General features: G+C 67.6%; 23 protein-coding genes and 1 tRNA gene. 13 read left to right on the forward strand and 11 right to left on the reverse strand.

Translation table 11 applies throughout. From position 1 onward, the window contains the following. Positions 1–5: 5 nt before the first annotated feature. The gene (locus ACWEGE_RS44040; RefSeq protein WP_449666470.1) at positions 6–1,400 is read right to left on the reverse strand and encodes a hypothetical protein; all 1,395 of its coding nucleotides are present in this window, start codon (positions 1,398–1,400) and stop codon (positions 6–8) included. Positions 1,401–1,558: 158 nt separating this feature from the next. On the opposite strand from ACWEGE_RS44040, the gene ACWEGE_RS44045 reads away from it, so the two are divergent. The 5 genes from ACWEGE_RS44045 to ACWEGE_RS44065 are packed head-to-tail and all read left to right on the forward strand — an operon-like array spanning position 1,559 to position 5,295. Continuing rightward, positions 1,559–2,203, forward strand: coding sequence for a glycosyltransferase family 2 protein (locus ACWEGE_RS44045; protein ID WP_449666493.1), 645 nt, complete (start codon positions 1,559–1,561; stop codon positions 2,201–2,203). After that, a complete protein-coding gene (locus tag ACWEGE_RS44050; protein WP_449666471.1) occupies positions 2,200–2,883 on the forward strand; it encodes a TIGR04282 family arsenosugar biosynthesis glycosyltransferase in 684 nt (227 codons plus the stop codon). The genes ACWEGE_RS44045 and ACWEGE_RS44050 overlap by 4 nt, the downstream gene beginning before the upstream one ends. Continuing rightward, complete coding sequence (locus ACWEGE_RS44055; protein WP_449666472.1) at positions 2,883–3,515, forward strand: SAM-dependent methyltransferase; 633 nt, start codon at positions 2,883–2,885, stop codon at positions 3,513–3,515. The genes ACWEGE_RS44050 and ACWEGE_RS44055 overlap by 1 nt, the downstream gene beginning before the upstream one ends. Beyond that, a complete protein-coding gene (locus tag ACWEGE_RS44060) occupies positions 3,512–4,627 on the forward strand; it encodes a molybdopterin-dependent oxidoreductase (protein WP_449666473.1) in 1,116 nt (371 codons plus the stop codon). Before ACWEGE_RS44055 ends, ACWEGE_RS44060 begins: the two co-directional genes overlap by 4 nt. Then, positions 4,624–5,295, forward strand: coding sequence for a hypothetical protein (locus ACWEGE_RS44065; protein WP_449666474.1), 672 nt, complete (start codon positions 4,624–4,626; stop codon positions 5,293–5,295). The genes ACWEGE_RS44060 and ACWEGE_RS44065 overlap by 4 nt, the downstream gene beginning before the upstream one ends. A 138-nt stretch (positions 5,296–5,433) precedes the next feature. Here ACWEGE_RS44065 and ACWEGE_RS44070 read toward each other — a convergent pair whose 3' ends face one another. The 7 genes from ACWEGE_RS44070 to ACWEGE_RS44100 all read right to left on the reverse strand — a co-directional run bounded on the left by ACWEGE_RS44070 (position 5,434) and on the right by ACWEGE_RS44100 (position 12,407). Then, entirely contained in the window at positions 5,434–6,852 is a 1,419-nt protein-coding gene (locus tag ACWEGE_RS44070; RefSeq protein ID WP_449666475.1) for a trypsin-like peptidase domain-containing protein, read from the reverse strand. A 71-nt stretch (positions 6,853–6,923) separates the two neighbouring features. Beyond that, on the reverse strand, positions 6,924–8,006 hold the full coding sequence (gene galT, locus ACWEGE_RS44075; protein ID WP_449666476.1) for a galactose-1-phosphate uridylyltransferase: 1,083 nt from the start codon (positions 8,004–8,006) through the stop codon (positions 6,924–6,926). Then, on the reverse strand, positions 8,003–8,803 hold the full coding sequence (locus ACWEGE_RS44080) for a DeoR/GlpR family DNA-binding transcription regulator (RefSeq protein WP_449666477.1): 801 nt from the start codon (positions 8,801–8,803) through the stop codon (positions 8,003–8,005). The genes galT and ACWEGE_RS44080 overlap by 4 nt, the downstream gene beginning before the upstream one ends. 176 nt (positions 8,804–8,979) lie before the next feature. After that, entirely contained in the window at positions 8,980–10,389 is a 1,410-nt protein-coding gene (locus ACWEGE_RS44085) for a sensor histidine kinase (RefSeq protein ID WP_449666478.1), read from the reverse strand. Continuing rightward, on the reverse strand, positions 10,386–11,078 hold the full coding sequence (locus tag ACWEGE_RS44090; RefSeq protein WP_449666479.1) for a response regulator transcription factor: 693 nt from the start codon (positions 11,076–11,078) through the stop codon (positions 10,386–10,388). Before ACWEGE_RS44090 ends, ACWEGE_RS44085 begins: the two co-directional genes overlap by 4 nt. 66 nt (positions 11,079–11,144) lie before the next feature. Further along, complete coding sequence (locus ACWEGE_RS44095) at positions 11,145–11,753, reverse strand: trimeric intracellular cation channel family protein (protein WP_449666480.1); 609 nt, start codon at positions 11,751–11,753, stop codon at positions 11,145–11,147. Then, the gene (locus ACWEGE_RS44100) at positions 11,754–12,407 is read right to left on the reverse strand and encodes a response regulator (RefSeq protein ID WP_003087851.1); all 654 of its coding nucleotides are present in this window, start codon (positions 12,405–12,407) and stop codon (positions 11,754–11,756) included. Between the two features lie 274 nt (positions 12,408–12,681). Here ACWEGE_RS44100 and ACWEGE_RS44105 point away from each other — a divergent pair. The 5 genes from ACWEGE_RS44105 to ACWEGE_RS44125 all read left to right on the forward strand — a co-directional run bounded on the left by ACWEGE_RS44105 (position 12,682) and on the right by ACWEGE_RS44125 (position 20,228). Further along, positions 12,682–12,754, forward strand: a tRNA-Arg gene (locus ACWEGE_RS44105). A gap of 206 nt (positions 12,755–12,960) precedes the next feature. Next, positions 12,961–14,163, forward strand: coding sequence for an IS701 family transposase (locus tag ACWEGE_RS44110; RefSeq protein WP_449666481.1), 1,203 nt, complete (start codon positions 12,961–12,963; stop codon positions 14,161–14,163). A gap of 416 nt (positions 14,164–14,579) precedes the next feature. Beyond that, positions 14,580–17,045: an EcoAI/FtnUII family type I restriction enzme subunit R gene (gene hsdR, locus ACWEGE_RS44115; RefSeq protein WP_449666482.1), complete on the forward strand. Its 2,466-nt coding sequence runs from the start codon at positions 14,580–14,582 to the stop codon at positions 17,043–17,045. Positions 17,046–17,590: 545 nt separating this feature from the next. Continuing rightward, entirely contained in the window at positions 17,591–19,105 is a 1,515-nt protein-coding gene (locus ACWEGE_RS44120) for an N-6 DNA methylase (RefSeq protein ID WP_449666483.1), read from the forward strand. Next, on the forward strand, positions 19,071–20,228 hold the full coding sequence (locus ACWEGE_RS44125; protein WP_449666484.1) for a restriction endonuclease subunit S: 1,158 nt from the start codon (positions 19,071–19,073) through the stop codon (positions 20,226–20,228). The genes ACWEGE_RS44120 and ACWEGE_RS44125 overlap by 35 nt, the downstream gene beginning before the upstream one ends. 19 nt (positions 20,229–20,247) lie before the next feature. Here the strand turns inward: ACWEGE_RS44125 and ACWEGE_RS44130 are convergent, their stop codons facing one another. Continuing rightward, complete coding sequence (locus ACWEGE_RS44130; RefSeq protein WP_449666485.1) at positions 20,248–20,922, reverse strand: JAB domain-containing protein; 675 nt, start codon at positions 20,920–20,922, stop codon at positions 20,248–20,250. Between the two features lie 19 nt (positions 20,923–20,941). Continuing rightward, the gene (locus tag ACWEGE_RS44135; RefSeq protein WP_449666486.1) at positions 20,942–22,582 is read right to left on the reverse strand and encodes a GmrSD restriction endonuclease domain-containing protein; all 1,641 of its coding nucleotides are present in this window, start codon (positions 22,580–22,582) and stop codon (positions 20,942–20,944) included. Between the two features lie 341 nt (positions 22,583–22,923). Here ACWEGE_RS44135 and ACWEGE_RS44140 point away from each other — a divergent pair, with 341 nt between their 5' ends. Both ACWEGE_RS44140 and ACWEGE_RS44145 read left to right on the forward strand, forming a co-directional pair. Next, the gene (locus ACWEGE_RS44140; RefSeq protein ID WP_449666487.1) at positions 22,924–23,961 is read left to right on the forward strand and encodes a hypothetical protein; all 1,038 of its coding nucleotides are present in this window, start codon (positions 22,924–22,926) and stop codon (positions 23,959–23,961) included. A gap of 13 nt (positions 23,962–23,974) precedes the next feature. Continuing rightward, positions 23,975–24,715 (forward strand): hypothetical protein, encoded by a 741-nt coding sequence (locus tag ACWEGE_RS44145; protein WP_449666488.1) that lies wholly within the window; start codon positions 23,975–23,977, stop codon positions 24,713–24,715. Between the two features lie 69 nt (positions 24,716–24,784). Here ACWEGE_RS44145 and ACWEGE_RS44150 read toward each other — a convergent pair whose 3' ends face one another. Then, positions 24,785–25,336, reverse strand: coding sequence for a DUF6907 domain-containing protein (locus ACWEGE_RS44150; RefSeq protein WP_449666489.1), 552 nt, complete (start codon positions 25,334–25,336; stop codon positions 24,785–24,787). A 159-nt stretch (positions 25,337–25,495) separates the two neighbouring features. On the opposite strand from ACWEGE_RS44150, the gene ACWEGE_RS44155 reads away from it, so the two are divergent. Continuing rightward, on the forward strand, positions 25,496–26,233 hold the full coding sequence (locus tag ACWEGE_RS44155; RefSeq protein WP_449666490.1) for a hypothetical protein: 738 nt from the start codon (positions 25,496–25,498) through the stop codon (positions 26,231–26,233). Positions 26,234–26,338 lie beyond the last annotated feature (105 nt).

The raw sequence follows: 26,338 nt of genomic DNA on the forward strand, positions 1-26,338 counted from the left end.
CTCCCTCACCAGCCCGTCAGCAGCAGGTGGTTGACCGCCAGCGCCGTCGCCGCCTGCGCGGCCAGCCACCACCGGCGTCCGGGCCGCGGCAGCAACGCCGTCATCGGCAGCAACCACACCCCGAACGGTAGCCAGATCCGCTCGGTCTCGGCCTTCGACAGGCCCGAGACGTCGGCGAAGAGGATGGCAGCCAGCGCGGCGAGGCCGAGCAGGAGAACCGGATCGGTGAGCAGGGCCCGGCGCGGGGACGCGAGACCTCGCCGGACGGCGGCCACGACCGCGGGGCCCAGCGCGACGGCCACCGCCGCGAGGTCGGCCCACACCCAGTAGGAGTAGGGCCGGACCAGCGCGACGCCCTGGTAGTAGCGCTCGACGACCAGGTGGTAGCCGTCGAGCCACCAGAAGCCCGCCCAGGCGAAGACTCCGACGACGGCCAGCGCCGCGGCGATCGCCAGTGCGGCCGCCCGCCACTGGCGGCCGAGAACGGCGACCGCCACCGCGAGCACGCCGAGCAGCACCAGGCCGTAGGAAAGGAAGATCCCGAAGCCCAGCAGAACGCCGGCGGCGAGCGCGGCCGGTGCGGCGTATCGGCGGTTGCGGGCGAACCCGGTCGCGGACAGTGCGAGCAGCGCCAGCCCGGTGGCGGTCACCCCGGCGAAGAGGCCGTCCGCCGAGACGCCGATCCACACCGCGCCGGGCGTGAGGACGGCGAACGGCAGCACCGCGCGGGCCGCGTCGGGCCGGCCGAGGAGGGCGACCGTGGCCGGGACGGCCACCGCGACCAGGCTGCCGGTGAGCACCACGGCCGTGGCCGCCCACGCGCCGCCGTGCAGGCCGATCCGGTCCAGCCAGACGAAGACGAGCGTCGCGCCCGGCGGGTGGCCGGACACGTGCGTCGTCCACGAGTGCGGCTGGAAGTCGAGGATGCGGGAGGAGAACTCGCGCAGCATCCGCGGGATGTCGGTGATCCCGGGGACCTCGTGGAGATATTCCTGCGGAATGGTGAGGTGCCCGGCGAAGCCGCGGGACCAGCCGTCGACCATGGCCAGCGAGAAGATCCAGGCGAGCGAGGCGAGGTAGCCGAAGGCGAGCGCGCGACGCCACGGCAGGCGGGCGGCCAGCGTCGGGCCGTGGAGCACCACCGCGACCGCGATGAGCACGGCGAACACCGAGCCCGGGCCGACGTGCGGCAGCCAGTCGGCGAACAGCGGCGGCGAAGACACGAAGATGATCACGCCGGAGTGCGGCCGGTTGTAGTAGAGACCGACCGCGGTGGCCGCGGCGACGAGCACCACCACCGCGGCGACCGCGAGAAGGTCGGCGCGGCGGCCGGAGATCGGGGCTTCGGGTTCGCGGGCAGGCGGCTCGGCGAGCCGGGCTGCCGGTTTCGGCTCGCTCATCGCCGCCCACCGTAGGTCCGCGGCGGGCGATCCGCGCCCCGGGAGCGGCAGCCGTAACGACGCGGTAAGAACTCGCCGGACGTCATGATTCGGTAAGCACCGCAAGGGTTCTGCGCCGCTCGGTCCGGACTTACGGTCGCGCCGTGACTGACTTGGAAGTGGACGTCGTCCTCCCTTGCCTCGACGAAGCGGCGGCGCTGCCGGGCGTGCTGGCCGGCCTGCCGCCGGGCTACCGCGCGATCGTGGTCGACAACGGCTCGGCTGACGGCTCTCCCGAAGTGGCGGCCTCGCTCGGCGCGAAGGTCGTCCACGAACCGCGTCGCGGCTACGGCGCGGCCGTGCACGCCGGGCTCGAAGCCGCCACCGCGGACATCGTGTGCTTCGCCGACGCCGACGGGTCCCTGGACCTCGCCGACCTGCCGCGGCTGGTGACCGCGGTCGGACGCGGCGCGGACCTGGCCGTCGGCCGCCGGGTGCCGACCGGTCCGGGTGTGTGGCCCTGGCACGCGAGAGCGGGCAATGTCGTGCTGGCTCAGCTGCTCCGCAGCCGTGGGTTGCCGGTGCGGGACATCGCGCCGCTGCGCGCGGCGGACCGGCGGGCGCTGCTCGGGCTCGGCGTCGCGGACCGGGCGTTCGGCTATCCCCTGGAGCTGCTGATCAAGGCCCAGCGCGCCGGGTGGCGGGTCAGCGAGTTCGACGTCCGCTACGGCGAGCGCGCCAAGGGCACGAAGTCGAAGGTGTCCGGGTCGGTGCGGGGCACGCTGCGGGCGGTCCGCGACTTCGGGCGGGTGCTGGCCCGATGACGCGTCCGTTCGTCCTGCTGGTCGTGGCCAAGGCCCCGGTCCCGGGCCTCGCGAAGACCCGGCTCTGCCCGCCCGCGACCCCGGCCCAGGCGGCCGAGATCGCCGCGGCCGCGCTGCTCGACACGCTCGACGCCGTCTGCGCGGTGCCGGGCGCCCTGCCCGTCGTCGCGATGACGGGTGACCTGGGCGCGGCCGCCCGGCCCACCGAAATCGGCATGGCACTGCGTCACGTCACCACGATCCCGCAGCGCGGCCCCGATTTCGGTGCCCGGCTGGCAAACGCCCACGCGGACGCCGCCGAAGTGCACGCCGGCCTGCCGATCCTCCAGATCGGCATGGACACCCCGCAGGTCACGCCGGAGTCCCTGGCCGCGGCGGCCGCACCGGTCCTGCACGGCGGCCACGACTCCGTGCTCGGGCCGGCCGTGGACGGCGGCTGGTGGGCGCTGGGCCTGGCGGAACCACGCCACGCCCGGGTCCTCGCGGACGTCCCGATGTCCCGCGACGACACCGGCATCCGGACGCTGCGGGCGCTCGTCGCGTGCGGGCTGCGGCCGTGCGGGGCGACGCGACTGTCGGATGTGGACACCATGGCGGAAGCCCGCTCGGTTGCGGCGGCGTGCCCGGACGGCCGGTTCGCCCACGCCGTCGCGGCCGTCGGCGGACGGGCGGTCGCGTGATGACGGCGCCGGCGACCACCGGCCACGAGTTCGACCGCGGCCTGCTCGGCCACCGGTGCTGGCTCGAGCTGGCGAGCGGTGAGCGGATCGAGCTGCCGGTGGAACGCTGGACCGAACCGTCGGAAGGCGACGACGTACTGCTCGATGCGTGCACCGGCCCCACCGTCGACCTCGGGTGCGGCCCCGGCAGGCTCACGGCGGCGCTGGTCGCGCGCGGGATCGTCGCGCTGGGCGTGGACAGCTCGCGCACGGCTGTCGGGCTGACCCGGCGTCGCGGTGGGATTGCGTTGCAGCGCAACCTCTTCGACCGCCTGCCCGGCGAAGGCCGGTGGCGGCACGCCCTGCTCGCGGACGGCAACATCGGCATCGGCGGCGACCCGGCCACGCTGCTGCGGCGGACGGCGCAGCTGATCGCCGCCGACGGCGACGTCCTCGTCGAGCTGGAGCCGCCCGGTCAAGGCCTGCGGCACGAACGCGTCCGGCTGCAGCCCGGCCACGCGGACGTCGCCTGGTTCACCTGGGCCTGGGTCGGGGTCGACGCGATCGCCGCGGTCGCCGCGCGTGCGGGCCTGCGCGTCGACTGGACCACCCACCGCGGACACCGCTGGTTCGCGCGATTGGAGCGGACGTGAAACTCCCGATCCCGGCGGAAGAACAGTTCAAAGCTCCGGCGCACCACGAACGGGTGACGTCGAAGATCGGCTTGGCGCTCGCGGTCACGTTCACGACGTGCTTCGTGACGGGCCTGCTCAGCCACCTGATCCAGCACCCGCCCGGGTGGTTCTGGTGGCCCAGCCGGCCAGTCGGGCTCTACCGCGTCACGCAGGGGCTGCACGTGATCTCGGGCGTGGCGTCGATCCCGTTGCTGCTGGCGAAGCTGTGGAGCGTCTACCCGAAGCTGTTCGGCAGGCCGCTGGTCCGCTCGCTGCCGCACGCCCTCGAGCGGCTTTCGATCCTGGTGCTGTCCGGTGCGGCGTTCTTCGAGCTGACGACCGGGCTGCTGAACGTGGCGCAGAACTACCCGTGGGGTTTCTACTTCCCGCAGGTGCACTACGCGGTCGCGTGGCTGGCGATCGGCTCGATCCTGGTGCACGTCGCGGTGAAGCTGCCGGTCATCCGCCGCGGGCTGAGCCGGACGACCGTCGAAGAGCCGGCCGCCGAGGGGCTGTCCCGGCGGGGATTCCTCGTCACCACCGGGCTGGCGACCGGTGTCGCGGTCGTGGCCACGGCGGGCGCGACGGTCCCGTTCCTGCGTGGCGTCTCCGCCTTGTCCTGGAGAACCGGCAAGGGCACCCAGAACCTGCCGGTGAACCGCACGGCGGCCGCCGCGGACGTCAGGTGGTCGGCGGACTGGCGGCTCTCCGTGGTGACCCCGCGCGGCACGACGAAGTTCTCGCTCGACGAACTGCGGGCCCTGCCGCAGACGACGGCGGAGCTCCCGATCGCGTGCGTGGAGGGCTGGAGCCAATCGGCCACCTGGCGCGGCATCTCCCTGCCCACGCTGCTGAAAGCCGCCGGCGCGGCACCGGGCACGGCGGTCCGGGTGTCCTCGTCGGAGCGTGGCGGGTTGTACGGCGTCAGCGTGCTCCCCGGCGAACACACGGCCGACGAGCTGACGTTGCTGGCCTTGGAGCTGAACGGCGAGGTCCTCGCGCCCGACCACGGGTTCCCTTGCCGGATCATCGCCCCGAACCGGCCCGGCGTGCTGCAGACGAAGTGGGTCACGAAGCTGGAGGCGCTGTGAAGACCGCCCGTGCGCTCCTCGCGCTGCCCGGCCTCGCGGCGCTGGCCTGGGGTGTGGTGCTGTTCGCCGAATACGCGCTGCCGGTGCGTCCGGACGTCTTCGGGACGGTCGGCTGGATCGTCGGCGGCCCGATCCTCAACGACGCGATCATCGCCCCGCTCACGGCGGTGCTCGGCTTCGCCTTGGCCCGCCTCCTCCCGCACCGCTGGCGAACCCCCGTCATCGCGGGCACGGTCATCACCGCCACGCTGGCCATCCTGGCGTTCCCGCTGCTCTGGCGCCCGTACGGAACCCCGCCGATGCCCGGCCTCCACGACACCAACCCGGCCCCGGCCCTGGCCCTCACCTTGGCCGCGGTCTGGCTGGCGGTGGTCCTGACCGCCCTCCGCCACCGTGTCGTCCCCCCAATCACCAGTGATGCCCCTCCAATCACAGGTGATGCCTCCCCAATCACGCGAGATGCCCCGCCAGACACGCGAGACACCCGCCCCAACACACCGGCCGACCGTCCCGGCACGCCGGCCGACTCTCCGGGCACACCAACCGACCGCCTAAGCACGCAACCCAGCCCCGCAGGCACGCCATCCGACCGCCCTGGCACGTCGGCCGACCACTCACGTACGCAAGCCGACCCTCCAGGCGCGCAAACCGACCGTCCGAGTCCCTGACCCGGGCACAAATGCGGCCACGCGCGACCGGCATCGAGTGCCTGGTCGCGCGTGGCCTTGTGGGTCCGGCCCCGGAAACGGGGGTCGAGCCGAAGTTGGTCTCGGCCGCGCCAGGGCGGCCGAGCGTCTGGACCGGAATCAGTTGGGCTGGACGGGCTGGCCGCCGAACGTCACCTCGACCGTGCGGCCGTCGGCGAGCGTGAACGTCGCCTTCTCGTCGGGGGCCCGGGTGCGGACCGCCGCGACCAGCGTGTCGGACGAGTCGATCGGGCGGTCGTCGATCTTGGTGACGACGTCTCCAGCCTTCAGGCCGGCCTTCTCCGCCGGGCTGCCTGCCTTGATCGCGCCGAGCTCGGCGCCGCCCTGCGGGGCGTCCTTGACCTCCGCGCCGATGTACGTCTGCACCGCCTGGCCGGTCTTGATGATCGTGTCCGCGGTCCGCCGGGCCTGGTCGATCGGGATGGCGAAGCCGATGCCGACGTTGCCGCCTTCGGACGCGCCCCGGCCCTGGCCGCCGGACCCCGACTGCGGGCTGTAGATCGCCGAGTTGATGCCGATGACCTGGCCGGACATGTTCGCCAGCGGGCCGCCCGAGTTGCCCGGGTTGATCGCCGCGTCGGTTTGGACCGCGTCCATCACCGTCGTCTGGTCGCCGCTGCTGCCGCCGGCGCGCACCGGCCGGTGCAGCGAGCTCACGATGCCCGAGGTCACCGTGCCGGCCAGCTCGAACGGCGAGCCGATGGCGACCACCGACTGGCCGACCCGCAGGTCGTCGGACCGGCCGAGCTCCACCGGGGTGAGGTTGGCGACGCCGTTGACCTTGACGACCGCGATGTCGGTCGTCGGGTCGCGGCCGACGACCTTCGCGGCGGCCTTCTTGCCGTCCTGGAACACCGCCTGGATCTGGCCGCCGTTCGCGGCGACCTCGACCACGTGGTTGTTCGTCAGGATGTAGCCGTCGGTGCTGATGACGAACCCGGAGCCTTCGCCGGCGCCCTGCTGGCCGCTGACCTGCAGCTCGACCACGCTCGGCGACAGCTTCTGCGCGACGGCCTCGATCGAACCGGCGGGCGCGTTGCCCGTCTGCTGGGCCGGCTTGGGCGCGTTGAGCGCGTTGCTAGCCGGGCCCGACGACCCACCGGTGAAGTACCCGACCGTCCCGCCCGCGATGCCGCCGACCAGCAGCGCGACCAGCGCGACGCCGGCGAGCAGCTTCCCGCCGGAGCGCTTCGGCTCCGGCGGCGCGGCCACCGGGTAACCGCCGGTGGCGGGCTGCCCGTACGGGTTCGGCGGCGGGTAGACGCTCTGCTGGGTCTGGCCGGACGGCGGCTGCGCGCCCTGGGCGGACCACGGGTTCGCGGCCTGCCCGCCGTACGCCGGATCGGCCCCGGTCACCGCGTGGTACGACGGCTCCGAATACTGCGGCGTGCCGCCGGACTCGGGCTGGGTCTGCTCACCGTACGGGTTCCCCGGCCAACCGCCCTGGGCCGGCTGCTGGCCGGTCTCGGGGTGCCTCGGCGCCGCGGGGTCGTGTGCGCTGGGGTCGTTCTCGGTCATGTCCTCACCTTGCGCGATGGTCCTGAGAGGTTCCTGAGCCGAACCTGTGCATCGCAGATGAGTATGGCCGCTCAGCCCGCCGCGCGGAGCCGTTCCGCGATCTGCTCCGGCGTCGCGTCGTTGATCCACACCGCCATGCCCGATTCGGACCCCGCCAGGTACTTCAGCTTGTCCTTCGCGCGCAGCACGGAGAACAGTTCCAGGTGGAGCCAGCCGAGGTCGCGGTCGCGGTGCACCGGCGCCTGGTGCCACGCCGCGATGTACGGCAGCGGCCGGTCGTACAGCGCGTCGCAGCGGCGCAGCACGTCGAGGTAGACGTCGGCGAAGTCGTCGCGCTCGGCGTCGGTCAGCGCGGGGATGTCCGGGACCTGCCGGTGCGGCACGAGCTGGACCTGGACCGGCCAGCGGGCCGCCGGCGGCACGTACGCGGTCCAGTGCTCGCCGGAGGTCACCACGCGCGCACCGGACTTGCGCTCGGCCGCGAGCACGTCGCCGAGCACCGGACGGCCGTGTTCGGCCTGGTAGGCGCGGGCGACTTCGAGCATCCGCTCGGTCTTCGGGGTGACGAACGGGTAGCCGTAGATCTGCCCGTGCGGGTGCGACAGCGTGACGCCGATTTCCTCGCCGCGGTTCTCGAACGGGAAGACCTGCTCGACGCCGGGCACCGCGGACAACCCGGTCGTGCGGTCCGCCCACGCGTCCACCACGGCCCGCACCTGCTCCGCGCTCAGCTGCGCGAAGGAACCGTCGTGGTTGCTGGTGAAGCAGACGACCTCGCAGCGGCCGCGCCCGGGCCGCACCGGCACCAGCCCAAAACCATCCACAGTGGACGGCTCGCCCACCACGTCCTCGGCGAAGGACGGGAACCGGTTCTCGAAGACGACGACGTCGTAATCGCTTTCCGGGATCTCGCTCGGCTTGCCGGGCTTGCTCGGGCACAACGGGCACAAGTCGGCAGGCGGCTTGTAGGTCCGCGTCTGCCGGTGGGCGGCCATCGCGACCCACTCACCGGTCAGCGGGTCCAGCCGGATCTCCGACGCGGCCGAAACCGGCGGCAGGTCGCGGGTGTCCTCGGCGACGCGGTCGGGCGCGCCGGGCTGGTCGAAGTAGATGATCTCCCGGCCGTCAGCCAGGTGTCGTACGGTGCGCTTCACGCTTCTCGGGCCTCGTCCGTCTCCGCCGTCTCGGCGATCATGAGTTCTCCCGCCCGTTCGGCGAGAATTTCCTTGGCCTCGTCGGGAATCCCGTCATCGGTGACGACGACGTCGGCCTCGTCGAGGTCGGCGATCGTCGAGATCCCGACGGTGCCCCACTTCGTGTGGTCGGCGAGCACGACGAGCTTGCGCCCGGCCTCGACCAGCGCGCGGTCGGTCTCGCTCTCGGTGAGGTTCGGTGTCGTGAACCCCGGCCCGTCGGCCATGCCGTGCACGCCGAGGAAGACGGCGTCCAGGTGCAGCGACCGCAGGCTGTGCACGGCGACCGGCCCGACCAGCGCGTCCGACGGCGTCCGCACCCCGCCGGTGAGCACGACGGTGCGGTCCGGCTGCGTCGACCCGCGGAGCACGTCCGCGACCTGGATCGAGTTGGTCACGATGGTGAGCCCGGGGATGGCGTCGAGCGCCCGCGCCAGCGTCCAGGTGGTGGTGCCGGCGGACAGGCCGATCGCGGTGCCGGGCCGGACCAGCGTGGCGGCGAGCTCGGCGATGGCTTCCTTCTGCGCGCGCTGGCGGACGGACTTGGCCTCGAAGCCGGGTTCGTCGGTGCTCTTGCCGACGACCGAAGTGGCGCCGCCGTACACCTTCTCGACGAGCCCCCGGCCGGCGAGGACGTCGAGGTCGCGGCGCACCGTCATGTCGGACACGCCCAGCCTGGTCACGAGGTCACTCACGCGGACCGCACCGGTCCGGCGGGCCTCTTCCAGGATCACCGCCTGTCGCTGACGCGCCAGCACCGTTCACTCCGTCCGTCGCACCTCAACCACACAAAATCCTACACGATTCAACACAGGATCAGCAGGGCGGACGTGGGTGAACTTCGAAACAACAGGTCAGAGCGACAGCACGACAACCGAGTTGAACAACACCACCACGGTGAGCGCGAACAGGCAACAGGAGACCGGCGCCGGTCTCAGCCCGGCGCCCCCGGCAGCCGGATCGTCATCAACGCGCCGCCCTCGGGCGCCCGGGAGGCGTACACCGCCCCGCCGTGCCGCTCGGCCGCGTGCTTCACGATCGCCAGCCCGAGGCCCGAGCCGGGCAGCGTCCGCGCCTCCGACGAGCGGTAGAAGCGGTCGAACACCTTGGGCAGGTCCTCTTCTGCGATGCCCGGGCCGGCGTCCGCGACCTCGACGACGGCCGTGCCGTCCCCGAGCGGGTACAGCCGCACCCACACCGTCGCTTCGGGCGGCGAGAACTTCACCGCGTTGTCGAGCAGGTTCAGCACCGCGCGCTCGAGCGAGCTGTTGTCGCCGGTGAGCACCCAGGGCTGCAGCGAGACGTCGAAGTTGATCTCGCCGGCCCGCCGCCGCGCCCGGTCGAGCGCCCGCTCGACGACGTCCAGCAGCTCGACGCGCTCGAAGCGCTCGCGCGGCTCGTCCTGGCGCGCGAGCTCGACCAGGTCGCCGATGAGCTGCGTGAGCTCGTCGAGCTGGCCGCTGATGTCCGCGATGATGTCGACGCGGTCCTCGTCCCGCAGCGGCGGCGCGCCCGGCTTGCTCGCGGCGAGCAGCAGCTCGAGGTTGGTGCGCAGCGAGGTCAGCGGCGTCCGGAGCTCGTGCCCGGCGTCCGCGACCAGCTGGCGCTGGCGCTCCTGCGAGTCCGCGACCGTGCCGAGCATGGTGTTGAACGTCTGGGTCAGGCGCGCGAGTTCGTCGTCGCCGCTGACCGGGATGGGCCGCAGGTCGCCGGTCCTCGCGACGCGCTCGGCGGCCGAAGTCAGCCGGTCGACCGGGCGCAGGCCGGTGCGTGCCACCGCGGTGCCCGCCGCGGCGGCGACCAGGATGCCGGCGCCGCCGATCAGGAAGAGCACCAGGGCGAGCTCGTTCAGCGTGCGCTTGGTCGGGCTCATCGACTGGGCCAGCACGATGGCCTCGCCGTGCCCGGTCGGCAGGGCGACCACGCGGCTGTCGGAGCGGAAGTCGGTCCGCAGCGACTCCGTCGAGTCCCCGTTCGCGACGGCCAGCTCGTCCGGCCCGAACGGCGGCGGCGAGCTCGACAGCGGGTAGGTCATCACGGCGTGCTGGACGTCCGGCGCCGCGTTGAGCTGCCCGATCTGCAGGTCGGCGCTGGCCAGGAACGCGCCGGGGACCTGCCGCAGCTCGGTCTGCACCTGCGGCGAGTTGGCCGCGGCTTGCGCGCGCGCCAGCAGGCTGTCGTCGAGCTGCTGGTACAGGTTGCTGCGCACGACCATGTACGCGCCGATCGACACCAGCGCGACGGCGCCGGCGACACAGGCGGCGGCGAGCAGCGTCACCCGGCCGCGCAGCGAGAACCGGCGGGCTCCCCAGCGCGTGCCGCGGGGGTCGCCCGGTTCGGTCACGGCGGGGTTTCCCTCAGGACGTACCCCACTCCCCGCACCGTGTGAATCAGCCTCGGCTCCCCCTCGGCCTCCGTCTTGCGACGCAGATAACCGACGTAGACCTCCAGCGCGTTGCCCGACGTCGGGAAGTCGTAACCCCATACTTCCTCCAGGATCCGGCCACGCGTGAGGACGTGCTTCGGGTAGGACAGGAACAGTTCCAGCAGGGCGAATTCGGTGCGGGTCAGGCTGATCTCGCGGCCGCCGCGGCGGACCTCCCGTGTGCCGGGGTCGAGCGTCAGGTCCGCGAAGGACAGTACCTCGGAGGCCTGGCCGCCCGGCCCCTCCGGGATGGCGCGACGCAGCAGTGCTCGCAGCCGGGCGAGCAGTTCCTCGAGCGCGAAGGGCTTCGGCAGGTAGTCGTCGGCGCCGGCGTCCAGCCCGGACACCCGGTCGGAGACGGTGTCGCGGGCGGTGAGCACGAGGATCGGCAGGTCGTCACCGGTGCTGCGCAGGCGGCGGGCGACCTCGAGGCCGTCGAGCCGGGGCATCATGACGTCGAGCACCATCGCGTCCGGCCGGTCGGCGATGATCGCTTCCAGTGCCTGCGCACCGTCGCTGGCCAGCTGGACCTGGTAGCCGTTGAACTCCAGGGACCGCCGGAGCGACTCACGGACGGCGCGGTCGTCGTCCACCACAAGGATGCGCATGGCGCTAGTTTTACGCAGCGTGCTGAGACCCGCCTAAGAACACACGCAGAACTCACAAAGGATTTCTCACTCGGGACCGCGCGCGACCGGCGCGTTCCAGTGCCGCCAGAGCGCGACCATCCGGACGGAGACCACGACGGCGGCCGCCACGACGGTCACCGGACCTTCGGGCAGTCGCACAGCGTGACCGACGGCGACGAGCACCGAGCCGGCCAGCGCGGCCATGGCGTAGATCTCCTTCCGCAGGACGAGCGGGATTTCCCGGAGCAGCAGATCGCGCACGGCCCCGCCCCCGATGCCGGTCGTCATCCCGATCAGACACGCGGCGTAGACGGTGGCGCCGGCGTTGAGCGCGATGGTCGTCCCGGCGGTGGCGAAGACGCCCAAGCCCAGCGCGTCGGCCAGGAGGACGCCTCGCCGCAGCCGCGCGACCTGCGGGTGGAAGACGAAGACGACCAGCGCGGTGCCGGCGCAGACGGCGAGGTAGGGCCAGTTCCGCAGCGTCGTGGGCGGGTGGATGCCGAGCAGGACGTCCCGGATGACGCCGCCGCCGAGTGCGGTGGTGAGCCCGACCACAACGACGCCGAAGACATCGAGCCGCGCCCGCACCGCGGCGAGCGCCCCGGACGCGGCGAAGGCGACGAGCCCGACGAACTCCAGCGCCGTGAGCAGCATCTACTGGTCGAGCAGCCCACCGCGGTAGGCCAGCAGCGCGGCCTGCACCCGGTTGGCGGCGCCGATCTTGGACAGCACGGCCGAGACGTACCCCTTGACGGTGGCCTCGGACAGGTGCAGCCGCCCGCCGATCTCGGCATTGGACAGCCCCTGCCCGATGAGCGCGACGACCTCGCGTTCCCGTTCGGACAGAGAGGCGAGCAGCTTCCGCGCGGGCTGGGCGGCGCGTTGCTCGTCCCGGTGGGACTGAACCATCCGCGCGGCCACGCCCGGGTCGAGGACCGCACCGCCCCTGGCCAGGTCCCGGACCGCCCTGAGCAGCGCCGCGGGATCGATGTCCTTGAGGAGGAAGCCGTTGGCCCCGAGCCGGAGCGCGAGGCTGACGTACTCGTCGATGTCGAAGGTGGTCAGCATGGCCACGGTGGGCGGATCGGGGAGGGCGAGGATGGCCCGCAGCGCCCGGATGCCGTCGTCCGGGGCCCGCATCTTGATGTCGAGCAGGGCAACGTCGGGGTGATAGCGCCGGGCGACCTCCACCGCGGATCTGCCATCGCTCGCCTCGCCCACGATCTCGATGTCCTGGGCCCCGGACATCATCGCGCGCAACCCCGAGCGCACCAGTTCCTCGTCGTCGGCGAACATGAGCTTGATCAACGAAGCCCTCCGCAACAGCCGGTGGGAGCGGCTCCCCGCGTCCCGTTAACGAAGGTTACCTACTGTTGTTCAGCAGTTCGAAACCAGACACGACCAGGTGAGGCACTGGTCCGTCCAGGTCAGGTGCCATGGACCGTCCGGCTGGGTGTATCCGCGATGTGGGAGAGCGGTGAGAACCACTCACCTGGGTGACGACGTCCGTCGGGTTGCTCCATCCGTGCCCCTGCTGCTGCGAAGGCGCCGGGCAGGTTAAGCTTGCCGCGGTAGCAGGCAGGCCCTCGTAGCTCAGGGGATAGAGCACCGCTCTCCTAAAGCGGGTGTCGCAGGTTCGAATCCTGCCGGGGGCACTTTCCCGATCGAGTGTTTCCACGGGTCAGCTCTGTTCCTCCTCGCAAGGCTGACATAAGGCGAACCGCTAGTTTCCAGCTAGGTTCTGTTCCGTTGGTCTCTTACAGCGAGCGCGGCGCGCGTTGGCCGCTTCGGCGGCCACTGTCGACGCTGCATCAGAACAGTACTGCAACGGCAGGTAGTGGTGTTGTGGTAGATCACCCTTGTGGTGGTCGACGTGGTGATGGATCAGCTGGACCGGGTGCATGAGCGGATCGCGGGCCGGTTCGCGCGGTCGGAACCGCGGGCCCGAGCACGTGAGTACGTGTCCGGGCTGGTCGCGGGCTTGGAACGGAAAACCGGGTGGACGCTGGTCGAGCAGGCCGGCGAGGTGTCACCGGATGGGATGCAGCGGCTGCTGCGGTGGGCGGACTCGGACATCGACGGCGTCCGCGACGACCTGCGGGACTACGTCATCGAGCATCTCGGCGAACCCGGCGGCGTGCGGATCGTGGACGACACCGGGTTCCTGAAGAAAGGCACCCGCTCGGCCGGAGTGCAGCGACAGTATTCCGGAACCGCAGGCCGGATCGAAAACTGCCAGATCGGCACGTTCCTGGCCTATGCCTCGCCTCGTGGGCATGCGCTGATCGACCGCGAGCTGTTTCTGCCGGAGCCGTGGATCGCCGAGCCGGACCGGTGCCGGCGGGCGGGAATTCCGGATGGCACCGAGTTCGAAACCAAACCACGGCAGGCCATGGCGATGCTGGCGCGGGCCTTCGAGGCAGGTGTGCCGTTTGGGTGGATCACCGCCGATGAGGCGTATGGGCAGGTCAAGTACTTGCGGTTGTGGTTGGAAGCCCATGATGCCGCGCACGTGCTGGCCACCAAGGTCAATGACACCCTGGTGACCACCGGCGGCTGTGAGGCGCGGGCTGACGAGCTGATCGCTGGCCTGCCAGCCCGGTCGTGGCGGCGGCTGTCGGTCGGGGCCGGGGCGCACGGGCCACGCGAGTACGACTGGGCGCGAGTGCCGATCCGGATCGGCTGGCAGCCCGGGCGCGGACACTGGCTGCTCGCCCGCCGCAAGGTCACCGACCCGACCGAGGTTGCCTTCTACGTCTGCTACGGACCCCGTCGCTCGAGCCTGCTGGACCTTGCCTGGATCGCCGGGACCCGGTGGCGAATCGAGGAGTGCTTCCAGCAGGCGAAGAACGAGGCCGGGCTCGATCAGTATCAGGTCCGTTCCTGGCGGGCGTGGTATGCCCACATCACCCTGTCGATTCTCGCCCACGCCTGGCTCGCCGTCTCGCGATCCCTTGTCACAAAAGTGGAACCGCTGCGGCGAGCCGGACATGATCGGATTCACGCTACCGGAGATCCGGCGTCTGCTCACCAAGCTCATCCTGCGTGTCACCGACACCGCTGACCACATCTGGGCATGGTCACGTTGGCGCCGTCGACGACAACACCAAGCCCGCCTCAGCCACTACAAACGCCGCGGCTACCCACTCACCTAACTGCCGTTGCAGTACTAGTTGGACCTAGCGTCAGCCGGGTCTGTCCCCGTCCGCCCGGTGATAGAGGCAGATGGTCTGCCGAGCTGCGTATCGGTCGAGTCCGCATTTGCGTGTTGCGGTGGCAGGCGTTGGCGGTTGTCGTATCGAATAGTCGTAGTTCGAAGTGTGTGGTGGATGTTGGCGGAACCGGATGAAGTGAACGGGTCTGGCGCCTTCTTCAGTCTGAGCGACCCACCGTGACCACACCATCCGCTGCAAGTTAGGGACGGGCCGAATCTCGCCAACAGTGGAGACAGCCGCGCTCGGCGGCACTACTCTCCGTCTGGTGACAGGTGAGCAGGGGATGACAGAAGACGAGACGTGCCGAGCATTGGTGTTACCTGCCCTCGCGGATTCCGGGTGGACCAGTGATCAGATTCGTCCGCAGTTCCGCATCAACGACGGGCGGCTCACGCCCACGCCGAAGCGGCATGTCTACGGCGACCCTCTGGTTGCCGACTATGTGCTGGAGTACACGCCGGACGTACCCATTGGGGTTGTCGAGGCCAAGCGCTACCGCGGGGAAGCCAACGACGGCGTAGAGCAGGCTCGTCGGTACGCCGCGAAGCTCGGGCTGTCCTTCGCCTACGCCACCAACGGCCGGCAGATCGTGGAGATCGACTACAGCGGTGCTGCCCCCACGATCCGGGAAATCGACCGTTTCCCCACACCCGAGGAGCTGTGGAGCCGCTATCTGGCTGACCAGCAGGCTGACTCCAGCATCGGGCGCGAACTCCTGGCCGCCCCTTACGATCACACGCTGCGGAATTCTGACAACACGGCCAAGCGGCCTCGCTACTACCAGCGTGTCGCGGTTGCCCGCACCCTCGCGGCCATCGCCGCAGGGCAGAAGCGGATCCTCCTCGTGCTAGCCACCGGCACGGGAAAGACCATGGTGGCCCTCCAGACAGTCGCGAAGCTCTACAGGTCTCACTGGATCTCGGACCGCAAGCCCAGGGTCCTGTACCTGTCGGACCGCTCGATGCTGGTAGACGACCCCAAGGACAAGTACTTCCTTCCCGTCTTCGGCCAGGACGACGTCCACAAGATCAGCGGCGAGCCCGTGCAGGGCCGGAAGATTTACTTCGCCCTCTACCAGGCGCTTGAGAAGGGTGATGAGGAAGAACTTTTCCGCCGCTACGAACCCGACTATTTCGACTTGGTCATCGTGGACGAGTGTCATCGAGGCAGTGCCCGCGACAATTCGCAGTGGCGCCGCGTGTTGGAGCACTTCTCTCCTGCGACCCAGATCGGACTGACCGCCACCCCGATCAGCAAGAAGGAGGCTGACACCTTCGACTACTTCGGCGAGCCCGTTTACACCTACTCGCTAGCCGACGGCATCGAGGACGGCTTCCTGGCCCCGTACCGGGTGCGCCGGGTCCGGCTCAACGTGGACATGGAGGGCTACCAGACCGAGCCAGGACAGCGGGATAAGTACGGCAACGAGATCCCGGAGGGCATTTATGGCCCGAAAGACTTCGAGCGGGTCATGGTGATCCTGGAGCGCACGGAGGCGGCGGCGCAGTACGTCATCGACTACCTGCGCTCCACCGCGGAAGATGGCAGGCATGGCAAGACCATCGTGTTTTGCGAAAACAACAACCACGCCGCACGCATGCGCACGGCCCTCTTCAACGCGGCTTCGGCGGAGGTACAGGTGCATCACGACTATGTCGTACGGATCACCGATGCCGACGGCCCCCATGGTCGGGCTCTTCTGGACGACTTTCGCAAGGACGACTCCGACGAACCAGTGATCGCCGTGACGTCGAAACTGCTCAACACTGGTATCGACCTGCCGGCCGTACGTAACATCGTCCTGTTTCGGCGCATCGGCTCGATGGCCGAATTCAAACAGACTATCGGCCGAGGCACCCGCCTGTGCCCAGAGATCGGCAAGGGGTCCTTCGACATCATCGACTTCGTCGAGGCCACCCGGCTCTTCAACGATCCTGGGTTCGACGGGCCTCCGCTTCGTGTCGTACGTGATACTGCCGACGAGCAAGGGCATCTAGTCGGCAGCGTACCGGAGCCCCCGGAGGGCGATGAGGTCGCCCCGGATAGTGTAACCGAACCCGAGGCCGCATACGACCAGACGGACGGTGGCAGCTTCGGAGAACCCCATGGCGATGACAGGGTGGACGATCCCGACGAGGTGGACCGCATCCGATCCCGTGGCAGGCGCTACGTGGTCAATGGAGTACAAGTCTATAAGTGGGGCGAGCGGCGCTACCAGCTCGACACGGACGGCCGGACGATGAGGCTGGTGACCATCCAGCAGTGGGTACACGACCGCGTACTCGAACTCGACCTTGCACCGGACAAGCTGCGCTCACAGTGGGCCGTCGCCAAGAGCCGACGTGACCTCATGGCCATCCTGCACACTGCAGACGTCGAAGCGGAGGAACTACCCGAGGAGTTCGGCAGTCCGGATGTCGATCCGGTTGACCTTCTCCTCAATGTGGCCTGGGGACTGCCTCTGGTCAGCCGGGAGGAACGGCTGTACCGGTTCCTGCACGAGCACCGCGACTTCCTGGAGTCCTTCCAGCCTCAAGCTCGGCGGGTGTTGGAGGAGATGCTGCTGAAGTTCGCCGAGCATGGCTCTCCTCAGCTCAAACCCGAGACCCTGGAGGTGCGCCCCTTCACCGAGATGGGTTCGGTGGTCGAGCTGGCGAACCACTTCGGCGGCGCCAAGCCTCTACACAAGGCCATTGACGAGCTGAGCAGGCGGCTACTGGAAGCTTCGTAGGTCAAGTAGAACTGTAGTTTGACGTCGTCGGAGCATCGGTAAACCAGAGTCGACTGTTAGGCGTTTGTCCCTGGTAGGTAGGTTGGGGCAGTGCTCAGAGACCGTACGGACACCAGGGCCGCCTTCTGGCGCATCGCTGGCGGGCAGCGTTTCCTCACCGCAGCTCAGGCGCTTGAGGCTCGGTACTCGTATCAAACCCAGCGGCACCACGCCGAGCGTGGCAACTGATCGGCCGTCGACCGTGACATCTACCGCCTCCGTCTCCGTGGATTCGACGTCTTGCCTGACGGAGAGGACGATCATCTGGTCCGCTAGTCGGAAGCGTCCCGACCCGGACATATCCGTAGTCGAGGCCATACAGCATGTAATCGCTATGCGGACAAGACATGATCTGCCAGCGGCGCTCCCGGCACTAACGCCGGGCCAGGGCCAGATCTTCTCCGAACTGGCAGATACTCCTCTCGACGCCGCACTCGACCTGGTTCGCGGATTCTGGTGCGAGGCATCTGACAATGGCGAAGCCGAACCGAAGCAGAAGGACTGAGATGGCGTCCACCAAGAAGAAGGTGGCTGTGGCCACCACGTCAAGGTCACGACTCGCGTCCGTCATCAAGTCGGCGCGCGACACTATGCGTAAGGACGCCGGGCTTAACGGCGACCTCGACCGCCTCCCCCAGCTCTCCTGGCTGTTGTTCCTCAAGGCGTTCGACCAGCGTGTCGAACAGGTAGGGCCGCTGCTTGACCCCGACTACCGTCCGGCGATCGAGAAGCCGTACCGGTGGGACGACTGGGCGACGAAACCGGACTTCAGCGGCAACGACCTGAAAACATTCGTCAACGACGAACTCATCCCACACCTCGCCGGACTGAAGGGCGCCGACGGCGACGCCGAGGACCCGCGGAATGTTCTGTCGACGATCTTCAAGGACGTCAACAACCGCATGCAGTCCGGGACCCTCCTGCGGGACCTGGTGAACCTCGTGGACGAGATCCACTTCGACTCTTCGGACGACATTCACACGATGGCGTTCCTCTACGAGTCGATTCTCAAGGAGATGCGAGACGCAGCCGGCGACTCCGGCGAGTTTTACACCCCTCGCCCGGTCACCCGATTCATGGTGCAGCAGACATTTCTCGAACTTGGGGAGTCAATTCTCGACCCGGCCTGTGGAACCGGCGGCTTTCTGGTCCAGGCATACGAGGACCTGGTACAGCGAGTCGAAACCGACACCCAGCGCAGGCAGTTGCACGACGATATCCGCGGAATCGAAAAGAAGTCTCTGCCATATCTCCTGGCCAGCATGAACCTGCTTCTGCACGGCATTGGCGCGCCACGACTGGTCCGCGAGAACGCCCTGCTGCAGATGCGCGACGCGACCGCAGCGGACCGAGTGGACGTCGTGTTGACGAACCCACCGTTCGGCGGCGAGGAAGAACGATCCGTAATCGAGAGGTTCCCCAAGGGTTACCAGACCCAGGAGACTTCATGGCTTTTTGTGCATGCAATTCTTGATCAGCTGAAGAAGGGTGGGCGCTGCGCGATTGTTCTGCCGAACGGCAGCCTTTTCACCAGCGGCGAGAACAGCATCGGTGCCCGCATCAAGCAGAAGCTGACGAAGGAGTGCAACCTGCATACCATCGTCCGACTCCCCCAGGGCGTCTTCGCGCCGTACACCCAGATTCCGTCGAACCTGCTGTTCTTCGAGAAGGGAAGGCCAACAAAAGAGGTCTGGTTCTACCAGATTCCGCTTCCGGACGGCCGCCGCAGTTATACCAAGACAAAGCCAATGCGGTTCGAAGAGTTCGAGTCGTGCGCGAAGTGGTGGGGCGGCGCAAAACGGGAGGGGCGCGAAGAGAACAGCAATGCGTGGAAGGTAGCGGCTACTGAGATCGAAAAGACTGGGTTCAACCTTGACATCTCGAATCCCCATGGCGGCGAGGACCTAGCGCATCAATCGCCGGAGGATCTTATAGAGGATCTAATTAAGACAGAGAGCGAAGTTCTGGAGCTTCTGAAGGAGCTACGTGACGAGCTGGGGGCAAGCAGTGGCGGCGAATAAAATTCGCCTTGGCGACGTCCTGACATTGGAACGTATACCTGTCGACATCGATTTCGATGCCGAGTACATGCAGATCGGCATCAGATCTTTCGGCAACGGGATCTTTCATCGCGATCCCTGCCTGGGTCGCGATCTAAGTAAGCTCAAATATTTTGAGATTAAACCGGGCCGACTTATCGTCAGCAACATTATGGCTTGGGAGGGCGCCATCGGAATCTCAACAGAGAGCGAGAAGGGGTTCGTCGGGTCAGCCAGGTTTCTCAGCTATCGCCCCACTGGCGACGTCGACATTCGATTCCTGAACTACTACTTCCAAAGCTCGAACGGAATATCATTGATCCGTTCGACTTCGACCGGGACTGTAGCCCGCAACCAGACCCTTTCGCCGAATAAATTCGAGAAAGCTACAGTACCCCTGCCTCCTCTAGACGAGCAGTGCCGGGTCTCCGACAAGCTTGATGCCGCATTTGCACGAATTGCGCAGCTTTCTATCTTACGGGGTCGTTCTAGCCAACTGATCCATCAGTACATGGACTCGCAACTTCGGCCCATCATGGACCAAGTGCCACTTTCCGCAGCCCTGCACCCAAGTGCCGACTTCGTGAACGTGAAGCCTGACCACAATTATCGTACTGCCGGTATTCTCAACCGCGGACGAGGTCTCTTCCATCGTCCAGCCATCTCAGGCAGCGACACTAAATACCCCCGATACAATACACTGCATACCGGTCAGTTCGTCTACAGCAAACTCTTCGGCTGGGAAGGCTCGCTTGCCGTCGTTCCGGCAGAGTTTGAAGGCGTCCACGTATCGCACGAATTCCCTACATTCGACATCGATCTCTCCATTGCCGACGTCGAGTACATGTCCCACCTTGCTCGTTGGCCCGGTCTGCACGACGCTCTCAAGGACAAGGGCACAGGTATGGGGTCGAGGAGGCAACGTGTGAATGTTGATCGAATTCTTGCGACTACGGTCCCGCTTCCCAGTCTGGCTGAGCAGCGACGAATCGCACGGCAACTAAGCGTGGTTCGACAGGCGACTGAAGCCGGAGCAGAGCAGCTCGCGCAAGTAGCTACTCTACGCTCCGCCCTTCTCAACGCCGCGTTCTCCGGGCAACTGTAGTCGGCTTGGAGCCGACTTCTCAGCCGGAGGACACCTCCACCCGGCGCCACCTCCGGTCCGTCACCACCACATGGTCCAGGAACCGAAGCCCGACTGCCTCCGCTCCCGCCGCCAGGCGGACTGTCGCGCGGCGGTCGGGCTCGCTGGGCTCTGCGCGGCCTGTGGGATGGTTGTGGGCCACGCCGAAGGCCGTGCCGCTCGTGGCCAGGACCAAGGCCAGCACATCGCGGACAGGTAGTAGAGAGTGATCAATCGCGCCCTCGGTCAGCGTCGCCTTCCGCAGTACCGCACCAGCCGCGTCGCACACCACGACCACGACCCGCTCATGCCTCAGCCCCCTCAGCAGCGGTGCTGCAATCCTAGCCAAGTCGGCGGATCCGCGAACGTATTGCCGACTCTGGACCTCGGCTGGCGCTGCCCGGCGTCCTAGCTCGAAGGCGGCCGCGACGCGCGCCGCCTTCGCCGGCCCCATCCCCGTTAGCTCCGCCATTAGCTCGTGTGGCGGCGTCCGGGCGAGTTCGTACAACCCGCCGTGCCGGGCAATGAGCTGCCCCGCAAGTTCGACTGCATCGCAACCGCCCGCGCCTGAGCCAATCAGCAGGCCAAGGAGTTCGCGGTCGGAGAGCGCTTCCGCTCCTCGGTCCAGCAGCCGCTCTCGGGGCCGGTCAGCAACCGGTATATCCGCCATTCGCATTTCAGCTCCACATCGTCCTTCAATCCGCGGAATCGCGGTCGATCGGTTCGTCCAGGAGGGAGTCAGAGTCCGCTCCCTCCTCAAGCCCTTCGTCATCGGGCAACGACTCCGACTCGCGCCTCGATGCAGGGCTCAACGACCCCGCCGCTCCACCGATCAACTGCATCAAACGCCGGTGCAACGTCTCCGACCTCACGCGCAGAAATGTGTCGTAGTCGTCCCTCAGCGCCGCCTGGTAGGCGTCTTCCTCTACCAGGCAAGTGCTTAACCGCTCACGTAGTGGTCCCTCACCCTCGATATCGGACAAGTCTCGCAGATACTGCGAGGGGGGCCGGTCGGTCACCCAGATGTTGCTGTGGGAGGTCAGCATGACCAGGTTGCCGCAGACATTCGCCCCAGGGCTGCTCACCCCACGCGATCGAAGAAACGCCTTGGGAAAGAAGTGGTGAAACTCCTTATCGTTCTGCCATGACAATGCCCTACCCACGTCGATCCGTTGCCCGGTGAGCAGGTCCAGCGGGTCCTCATAAGCAAGGAGGAGAGCGAGGAGTTTGCTCGGTGCGTTCCGCTTGGAGAACGCGCTCCGTCGCCACAAGGCGCTCCGGGGGAGCGCCGCTCCCGTCTCGATCTCTTGAACATCACCCTTGGCAAACGACGTGATTGCCTGGAGATCAGGACCCATCTGGGTCTCGCTCCAACCCTTGAAGTATTCGCCGCTCGCAGTCAGCCAGAACCAGCGGCGCAACGCGTCGTACTGCGCAGACGAAGGCTTTGGTAGCTGTCGGAACACTTCAACGAGTACCGCGAACTGGTTGTAGTAGGGAAGAGCGTCGGCCTTCGGTGTACGGATCTGGGTGCTGAGGAAGTCCACCGCCCGCTCGGCCGCCTTCGCTGCCTCGGCGACGGCTCCCCGCAACCGCTCCTTATCGAGTTCCCTCAGACGGTTAATGTCCTTAATGGAGAAGCCGAATCCGGCAGCGACCGCGATCGTGCGGAGCATCGTCTTGGTATCGACTCGGCCGTAGCGCTTTGCGTCGAGGACCTGGAGCAGTGATTCGATCTCCTCCTTGAGGTCGAAGTCGGGACTCCACGTGCCGGCCCGCGCGACATCGACGATGTTCATCGTCGTGCCCGTGCTGTTGATCCGTACGAAGACCTCCGCGGACTCCTCCGCCGACATGTGGTCCAAGGTCACCACTGGCACCAAGTAATTGGCGAACTGTTCGTACAGCTCAGTCGCGCGCTCGCGCAGCCCCGGAGACAACTCGGCTACCTGTCCGAAGAGCGAACCGGCAGAGCTCACCTTCCGCATGGGCACGATGTGCGGTCCGGTCGGGCTCTCGGGGTTGCGCTGGAAGAAGCGCTCCTCTTCCAGGTCGAAGGCAATGTCCCAGGAGCCGGTACCGCCGTGCAGCGCGCCGACGATACTGGCGAGCCTCTGCTGGCCATCGAGGATGTACTTGACCGGACGACCGAGACGCGGCGGGTCCACATTCAAGCCTGCGACGGTCTCCTCGCTGGCGAGTTGCTCCGTGGTATCCCACAGCAGCAGGCTGCCGATGGGATAGTTACGTAGGACCGAATCCAAGAGGTGGAGGACCTGGTGCGACCCCCACACGAACGCCCGCTGATACTTCGGCAGCACAATCTCGCCGGTCAACACACGGTCCGCAAGCCGGGAGACCGGCACGATCGTCGGTTCGGGGCTGGCGGACTGGCGCCTGCGGCTTGTTGCACTCACTGAGCATGCCTCCCGTAGGGCGGGCTTCCCGGAAGATTGGTCACCGTGAATTCTACGAAGCAGCACCGACAGAAAGACGGGCTCGAGGCCAGCTCGGCTCACGCCTCACCCGGACACCGAAGTGCAGCACCTCAAGCGACCAGTCGGGCAGCAGCCCCGCCGTAGCCTCAAAGTAGCCGATCTACTACTTTAGGTCACAACACACCTCCGTTCGGTGTTCTTGCTTGACCGAACACCGAACACGAGAGACGATCGACGCCATGCTCATCGATAGGCGCGAAGCGATCGATGCCGTCACATCCGCGCTCACCGCTGTTGGCATTGCGGTCGCACCTTCGGCGGAGGACCTCGCCGCCGACCTTGAGGCCGAGATCAATGGTGCACCTCTGAACATCGACGTCGAAGTTGCCGCGACGGTGACACCAGGGTCACTGACAAGTCAGCTTCGTCGACTTTCCGGCACAAGACATCAAGCCGCCTCAGTTCACCTGCTCGTCGCTGATCGGATCGTGGCAGCCGCCCGCGAAGTGCTCCGAGAGCAGGGCTGGAGCTGGCTTGACCTCCGGGGTCATCTGCATCTTTCCGGCCCAGGTGTACTTGTCGATACCGCAGTCCCTACAGCACCCGATGTCCCCCGCCCAGTCGATCTCTTCGCCGGCAAAGTCGCTCTCGAGGTCGCCTGCGCCCTGCTCATCACCCCTGAACGTCCAGGTTCAGTGCGCCAACTCGCGCGAGAACTAAGCCGGTCACCCAGCTCGGTCTCGACCGTGATGAACTCCCTGCGAGAAGCTCAGCTCATCGATTCCGAGGGTCTTCCAGTAACTCCGCAGCTGTTCTGGGAAACGGCGAGCGCGTGGCGACCGGCACGGACGACGGTAGCCCGGGTGGCACTCCTTGACGATCCCACGATTGCAGGCGCGTTGCACACTGGCTGGATTGAGCCGCCGACTGGTGTCGGCTGGGCTCTGACAGACACGATGGCGGCTGCCGCCTACGGCGCTCCCGCTGGCGTCCGGGCTGGTTATCCACCGGACTTCTACGTCCCCGATACGACGACGGCACACCGGGCGGAAATCCTCCTGGGCGTGCCGATATCCGAGGCCGCCCGTGGGGCGACCATCCGGATCGCGCCGGTGCCTCAGGTGTGTTCTCTGAGATTCCCCGCATCGCCGGGTGGGCCGCCGTGGCCGCTGGCGCATCCGCTGTTCGTGGCACTCGATCTGGCCGCTGATCCCGGCCGCGGCCGGGAGATCCTCGAAGGATGGAATCCACCGCAAGAGGTAACACGTGTCTGGTGATCAACCTCGGGTAGTGGAGCTCTTCGGTCCGGTCACGTCGTCCCTGGTCCAGGCTCTCCCGGAGATCGAGCGGCGACTCGATCGGAGGATCACCGTGGTCGGCGGCCTCGCCGTTCTATCCCGTCTCGGTTCCGCCGCGCATCGGGTGACCAGTGATGTAGACACGGTCAACCGGCGGCTCGGCGACGAGCCAGGCCAACTTGATGTCTTACTCGCCACCGGGGCTACCGCGATCGATGGGGCGGGTGCACTGGTCGCAATGCCGACCGGCGATGTCCGGGTGGATGTGCTCGAAGTCAGCGAGGAGCAGCTCGACGACCTTCCCGAGGATCCGACCGATCGGCTCTACCTGCTCAGTCACGACTGGGCCCTGCGTTCGGCGACGCCACTGCATATCCGTGCCGTCGGTGGCGGCACCGCAAGCGAACACACGGTCCAGGTCGCCGAGCCGGGGCCGCTCGTCGCGACAAAGTTGCAGGCGCTACCGAACCGAGCCCGTGTGAAGGAAGCAACCGACCTGCTCGACATCGTCCGGCTTGCCCTCGACGACGAAACCGGACCGGTCGTCCGCGCTCAGCTCGCCGCCGCCGACGTCTTGCTGAAACACGACGCAGCGCTGCACGTCGACCGATGGTTCCGGACGGCCGCCGAGCGGAGCTTGCGCCTCATCAGGACAACCCCGAGTGGCTCCGACACGACGCCGGACACGGTTGCCCTGGTCGGCGAACTCCTCCTCGCTTCGCTCGCGCACTGAGGACATTCAGACGGCGCCGGCATCGAGCTGGCCCGGCATGCTGGGCCACATCCCGAGCTGCTGGTCGTCCTACGCCGCGACGATGTCGAACGGCAGTTGCAGCCGATCGGCCGGCCCACCTGCAGCCAAGTCCGCGGCGGCCGTCAACGTCACCGCGAGCCGACGAGCCTCGTCTTCGGTCAGGTGCCAGCCCTGATTGGTCGCTCCGTTGCCGCACCAGATCCGCGGGGCTTCCTCTCGAACGCCCTGATCAAGATTTACGACCGCGTGCTCGGGCTGCCACCCCAACCCTGGCCACATGTCCTGGGCATCCTCCAGGATCAACGGCACCTGCTCCTCCCAGTTCGAGAAGTGACGACGATCCGGGCCGGCATCGCGATCGTCGTGTAGACCGTTGCACCACCGCGGGCAGGGTTTCGCCAGCCAGAACACCGGCCGCGAGCAGATTGCCGCATCCTCGCCAGAGCAGGCAATCAGATCTGGCGCGCCGACCTGCGTCAGGTCAACTCGATGAAGCGGAACGCGTCCGCAACGGACGCAGGTATGCCCGCCACGCTGCGCCACATCGAGCGCGCCCAGATCAACCCCTGGCACGTTGCCCAACAGAGCCTTGTTCTCCATACCGTTCTCCTTCACCACAGAGGACGTAGACAGATGATCGAGTAATGCGGCGGAGCGACACGCCGGGCAGGTGTCGCACAATCGAGTGGTTCCTTTCATGATCACGCCACAGATTCCGTATTAGGGGGTGTCGACCTCCCCCGACAAGGAAGGCAAGCAATGCCTGACCATCATCGGTCGCTCACCTCGCTGGAGATCATCGAACGACGGTTCAACGAGCTGACCGCGCAGCCGACAGCGCTGTCACTCGACGGACGTGTCATCGGATTCGGCCTCCCCGACCGGCCGGTTCCCCTGGATGAACTCCGAATCACGCTCCTCAAGCGCCAGACCAGCAACCAGGTGAAGAATGCCGTCTGGAGCGAGGTCGTGCGACGCGCACAGGAACAGGGCGACCCGTGGACCACCGCGGCACTCGGGTTGATGATGCCGGGCCTGAAGAAGGTCGCCGGCAGCATCGCCCGCAACTTCCGCGGGGACATCGCCGACTTCGACGCCGAGATCGTCGAAGGGTTTCTCCAGGCGCTGAACTCGCTGGACCCCGACAAGCCGATGCTCTACTCGTCCCTGCGGTTCATGGCCCACCGCTACGGGCTGGAGGCTCGCGGTAAGGAAGACCGGATCAACGGAACACGCTCGACGTACGACGAGAGCACGTTCGTCAGGTACCGAGCCCGGACCACCGGCCATCCGGACCTCGTCCTGGCGCAAGCCGTGAAAGACGACACTCTGACCGAGGACGAAGCCAGCCTTATCGGGCGAGTACGGCTCGACGGCGAGGGAGCCGCATCCGTCGCCCAAGAACGCGGCGTCTCCTCCTACCAATTCCGGCAACAGCTGTCACGAGCCGAGCGACGACTGACGGAGTCCCTCACTCGCCATTCCGCTGCAGCATGAACACCTGGTGGTGTGGGGGGGGCGGGGGGGCGAGACCAGCCCCCACCGCACCCTAAACACGAGAAGGGACAGAAAGAGAAAAAAACAGAAAAGAAAAAGGAAGTA

This window comes from Amycolatopsis sp. NPDC004747, from assembly GCF_053601335.1.

Excerpts from the sequence above, each read along its gene's own strand:
- ACWEGE_RS44120 (WP_449666483.1), top strand. The coding sequence starts at position 17,591 with ATGGCGTCCACCAAGAAGAAGGTGGCTGTGGCCACCACGTCAAGGTCA.
- ACWEGE_RS44055 (WP_449666472.1), top strand. The coding sequence starts at position 2,883 with ATGACGGCGCCGGCGACCACCGGCCACGAGTTCGACCGCGGCCTGCTC.
- ACWEGE_RS44040 (WP_449666470.1), bottom strand. The coding sequence starts at position 1,400 with ATGAGCGAGCCGAAACCGGCAGCCCGGCTCGCCGAGCCGCCTGCCCGC.
- ACWEGE_RS44095 (WP_449666480.1), bottom strand. The coding sequence starts at position 11,753 with ATGCTGCTCACGGCGCTGGAGTTCGTCGGGCTCGTCGCCTTCGCCGCG.
- ACWEGE_RS44090 (WP_449666479.1), bottom strand. The coding sequence starts at position 11,078 with ATGCGCATCCTTGTGGTGGACGACGACCGCGCCGTCCGTGAGTCGCTC.
- ACWEGE_RS44155 (WP_449666490.1), top strand. The coding sequence starts at position 25,496 with ATGCCTGACCATCATCGGTCGCTCACCTCGCTGGAGATCATCGAACGA.
- ACWEGE_RS44140 (WP_449666487.1), top strand. The coding sequence starts at position 22,924 with ATGCTCATCGATAGGCGCGAAGCGATCGATGCCGTCACATCCGCGCTC.
- ACWEGE_RS44150 (WP_449666489.1), bottom strand. The coding sequence starts at position 25,336 with ATGGAGAACAAGGCTCTGTTGGGCAACGTGCCAGGGGTTGATCTGGGC.
- ACWEGE_RS44130 (WP_449666485.1), bottom strand. The coding sequence starts at position 20,922 with ATGCGAATGGCGGATATACCGGTTGCTGACCGGCCCCGAGAGCGGCTG.
- ACWEGE_RS44050 (WP_449666471.1), top strand. The coding sequence starts at position 2,200 with ATGACGCGTCCGTTCGTCCTGCTGGTCGTGGCCAAGGCCCCGGTCCCG.
- ACWEGE_RS44070 (WP_449666475.1), bottom strand. The coding sequence starts at position 6,852 with ATGACCGAGAACGACCCCAGCGCACACGACCCCGCGGCGCCGAGGCAC.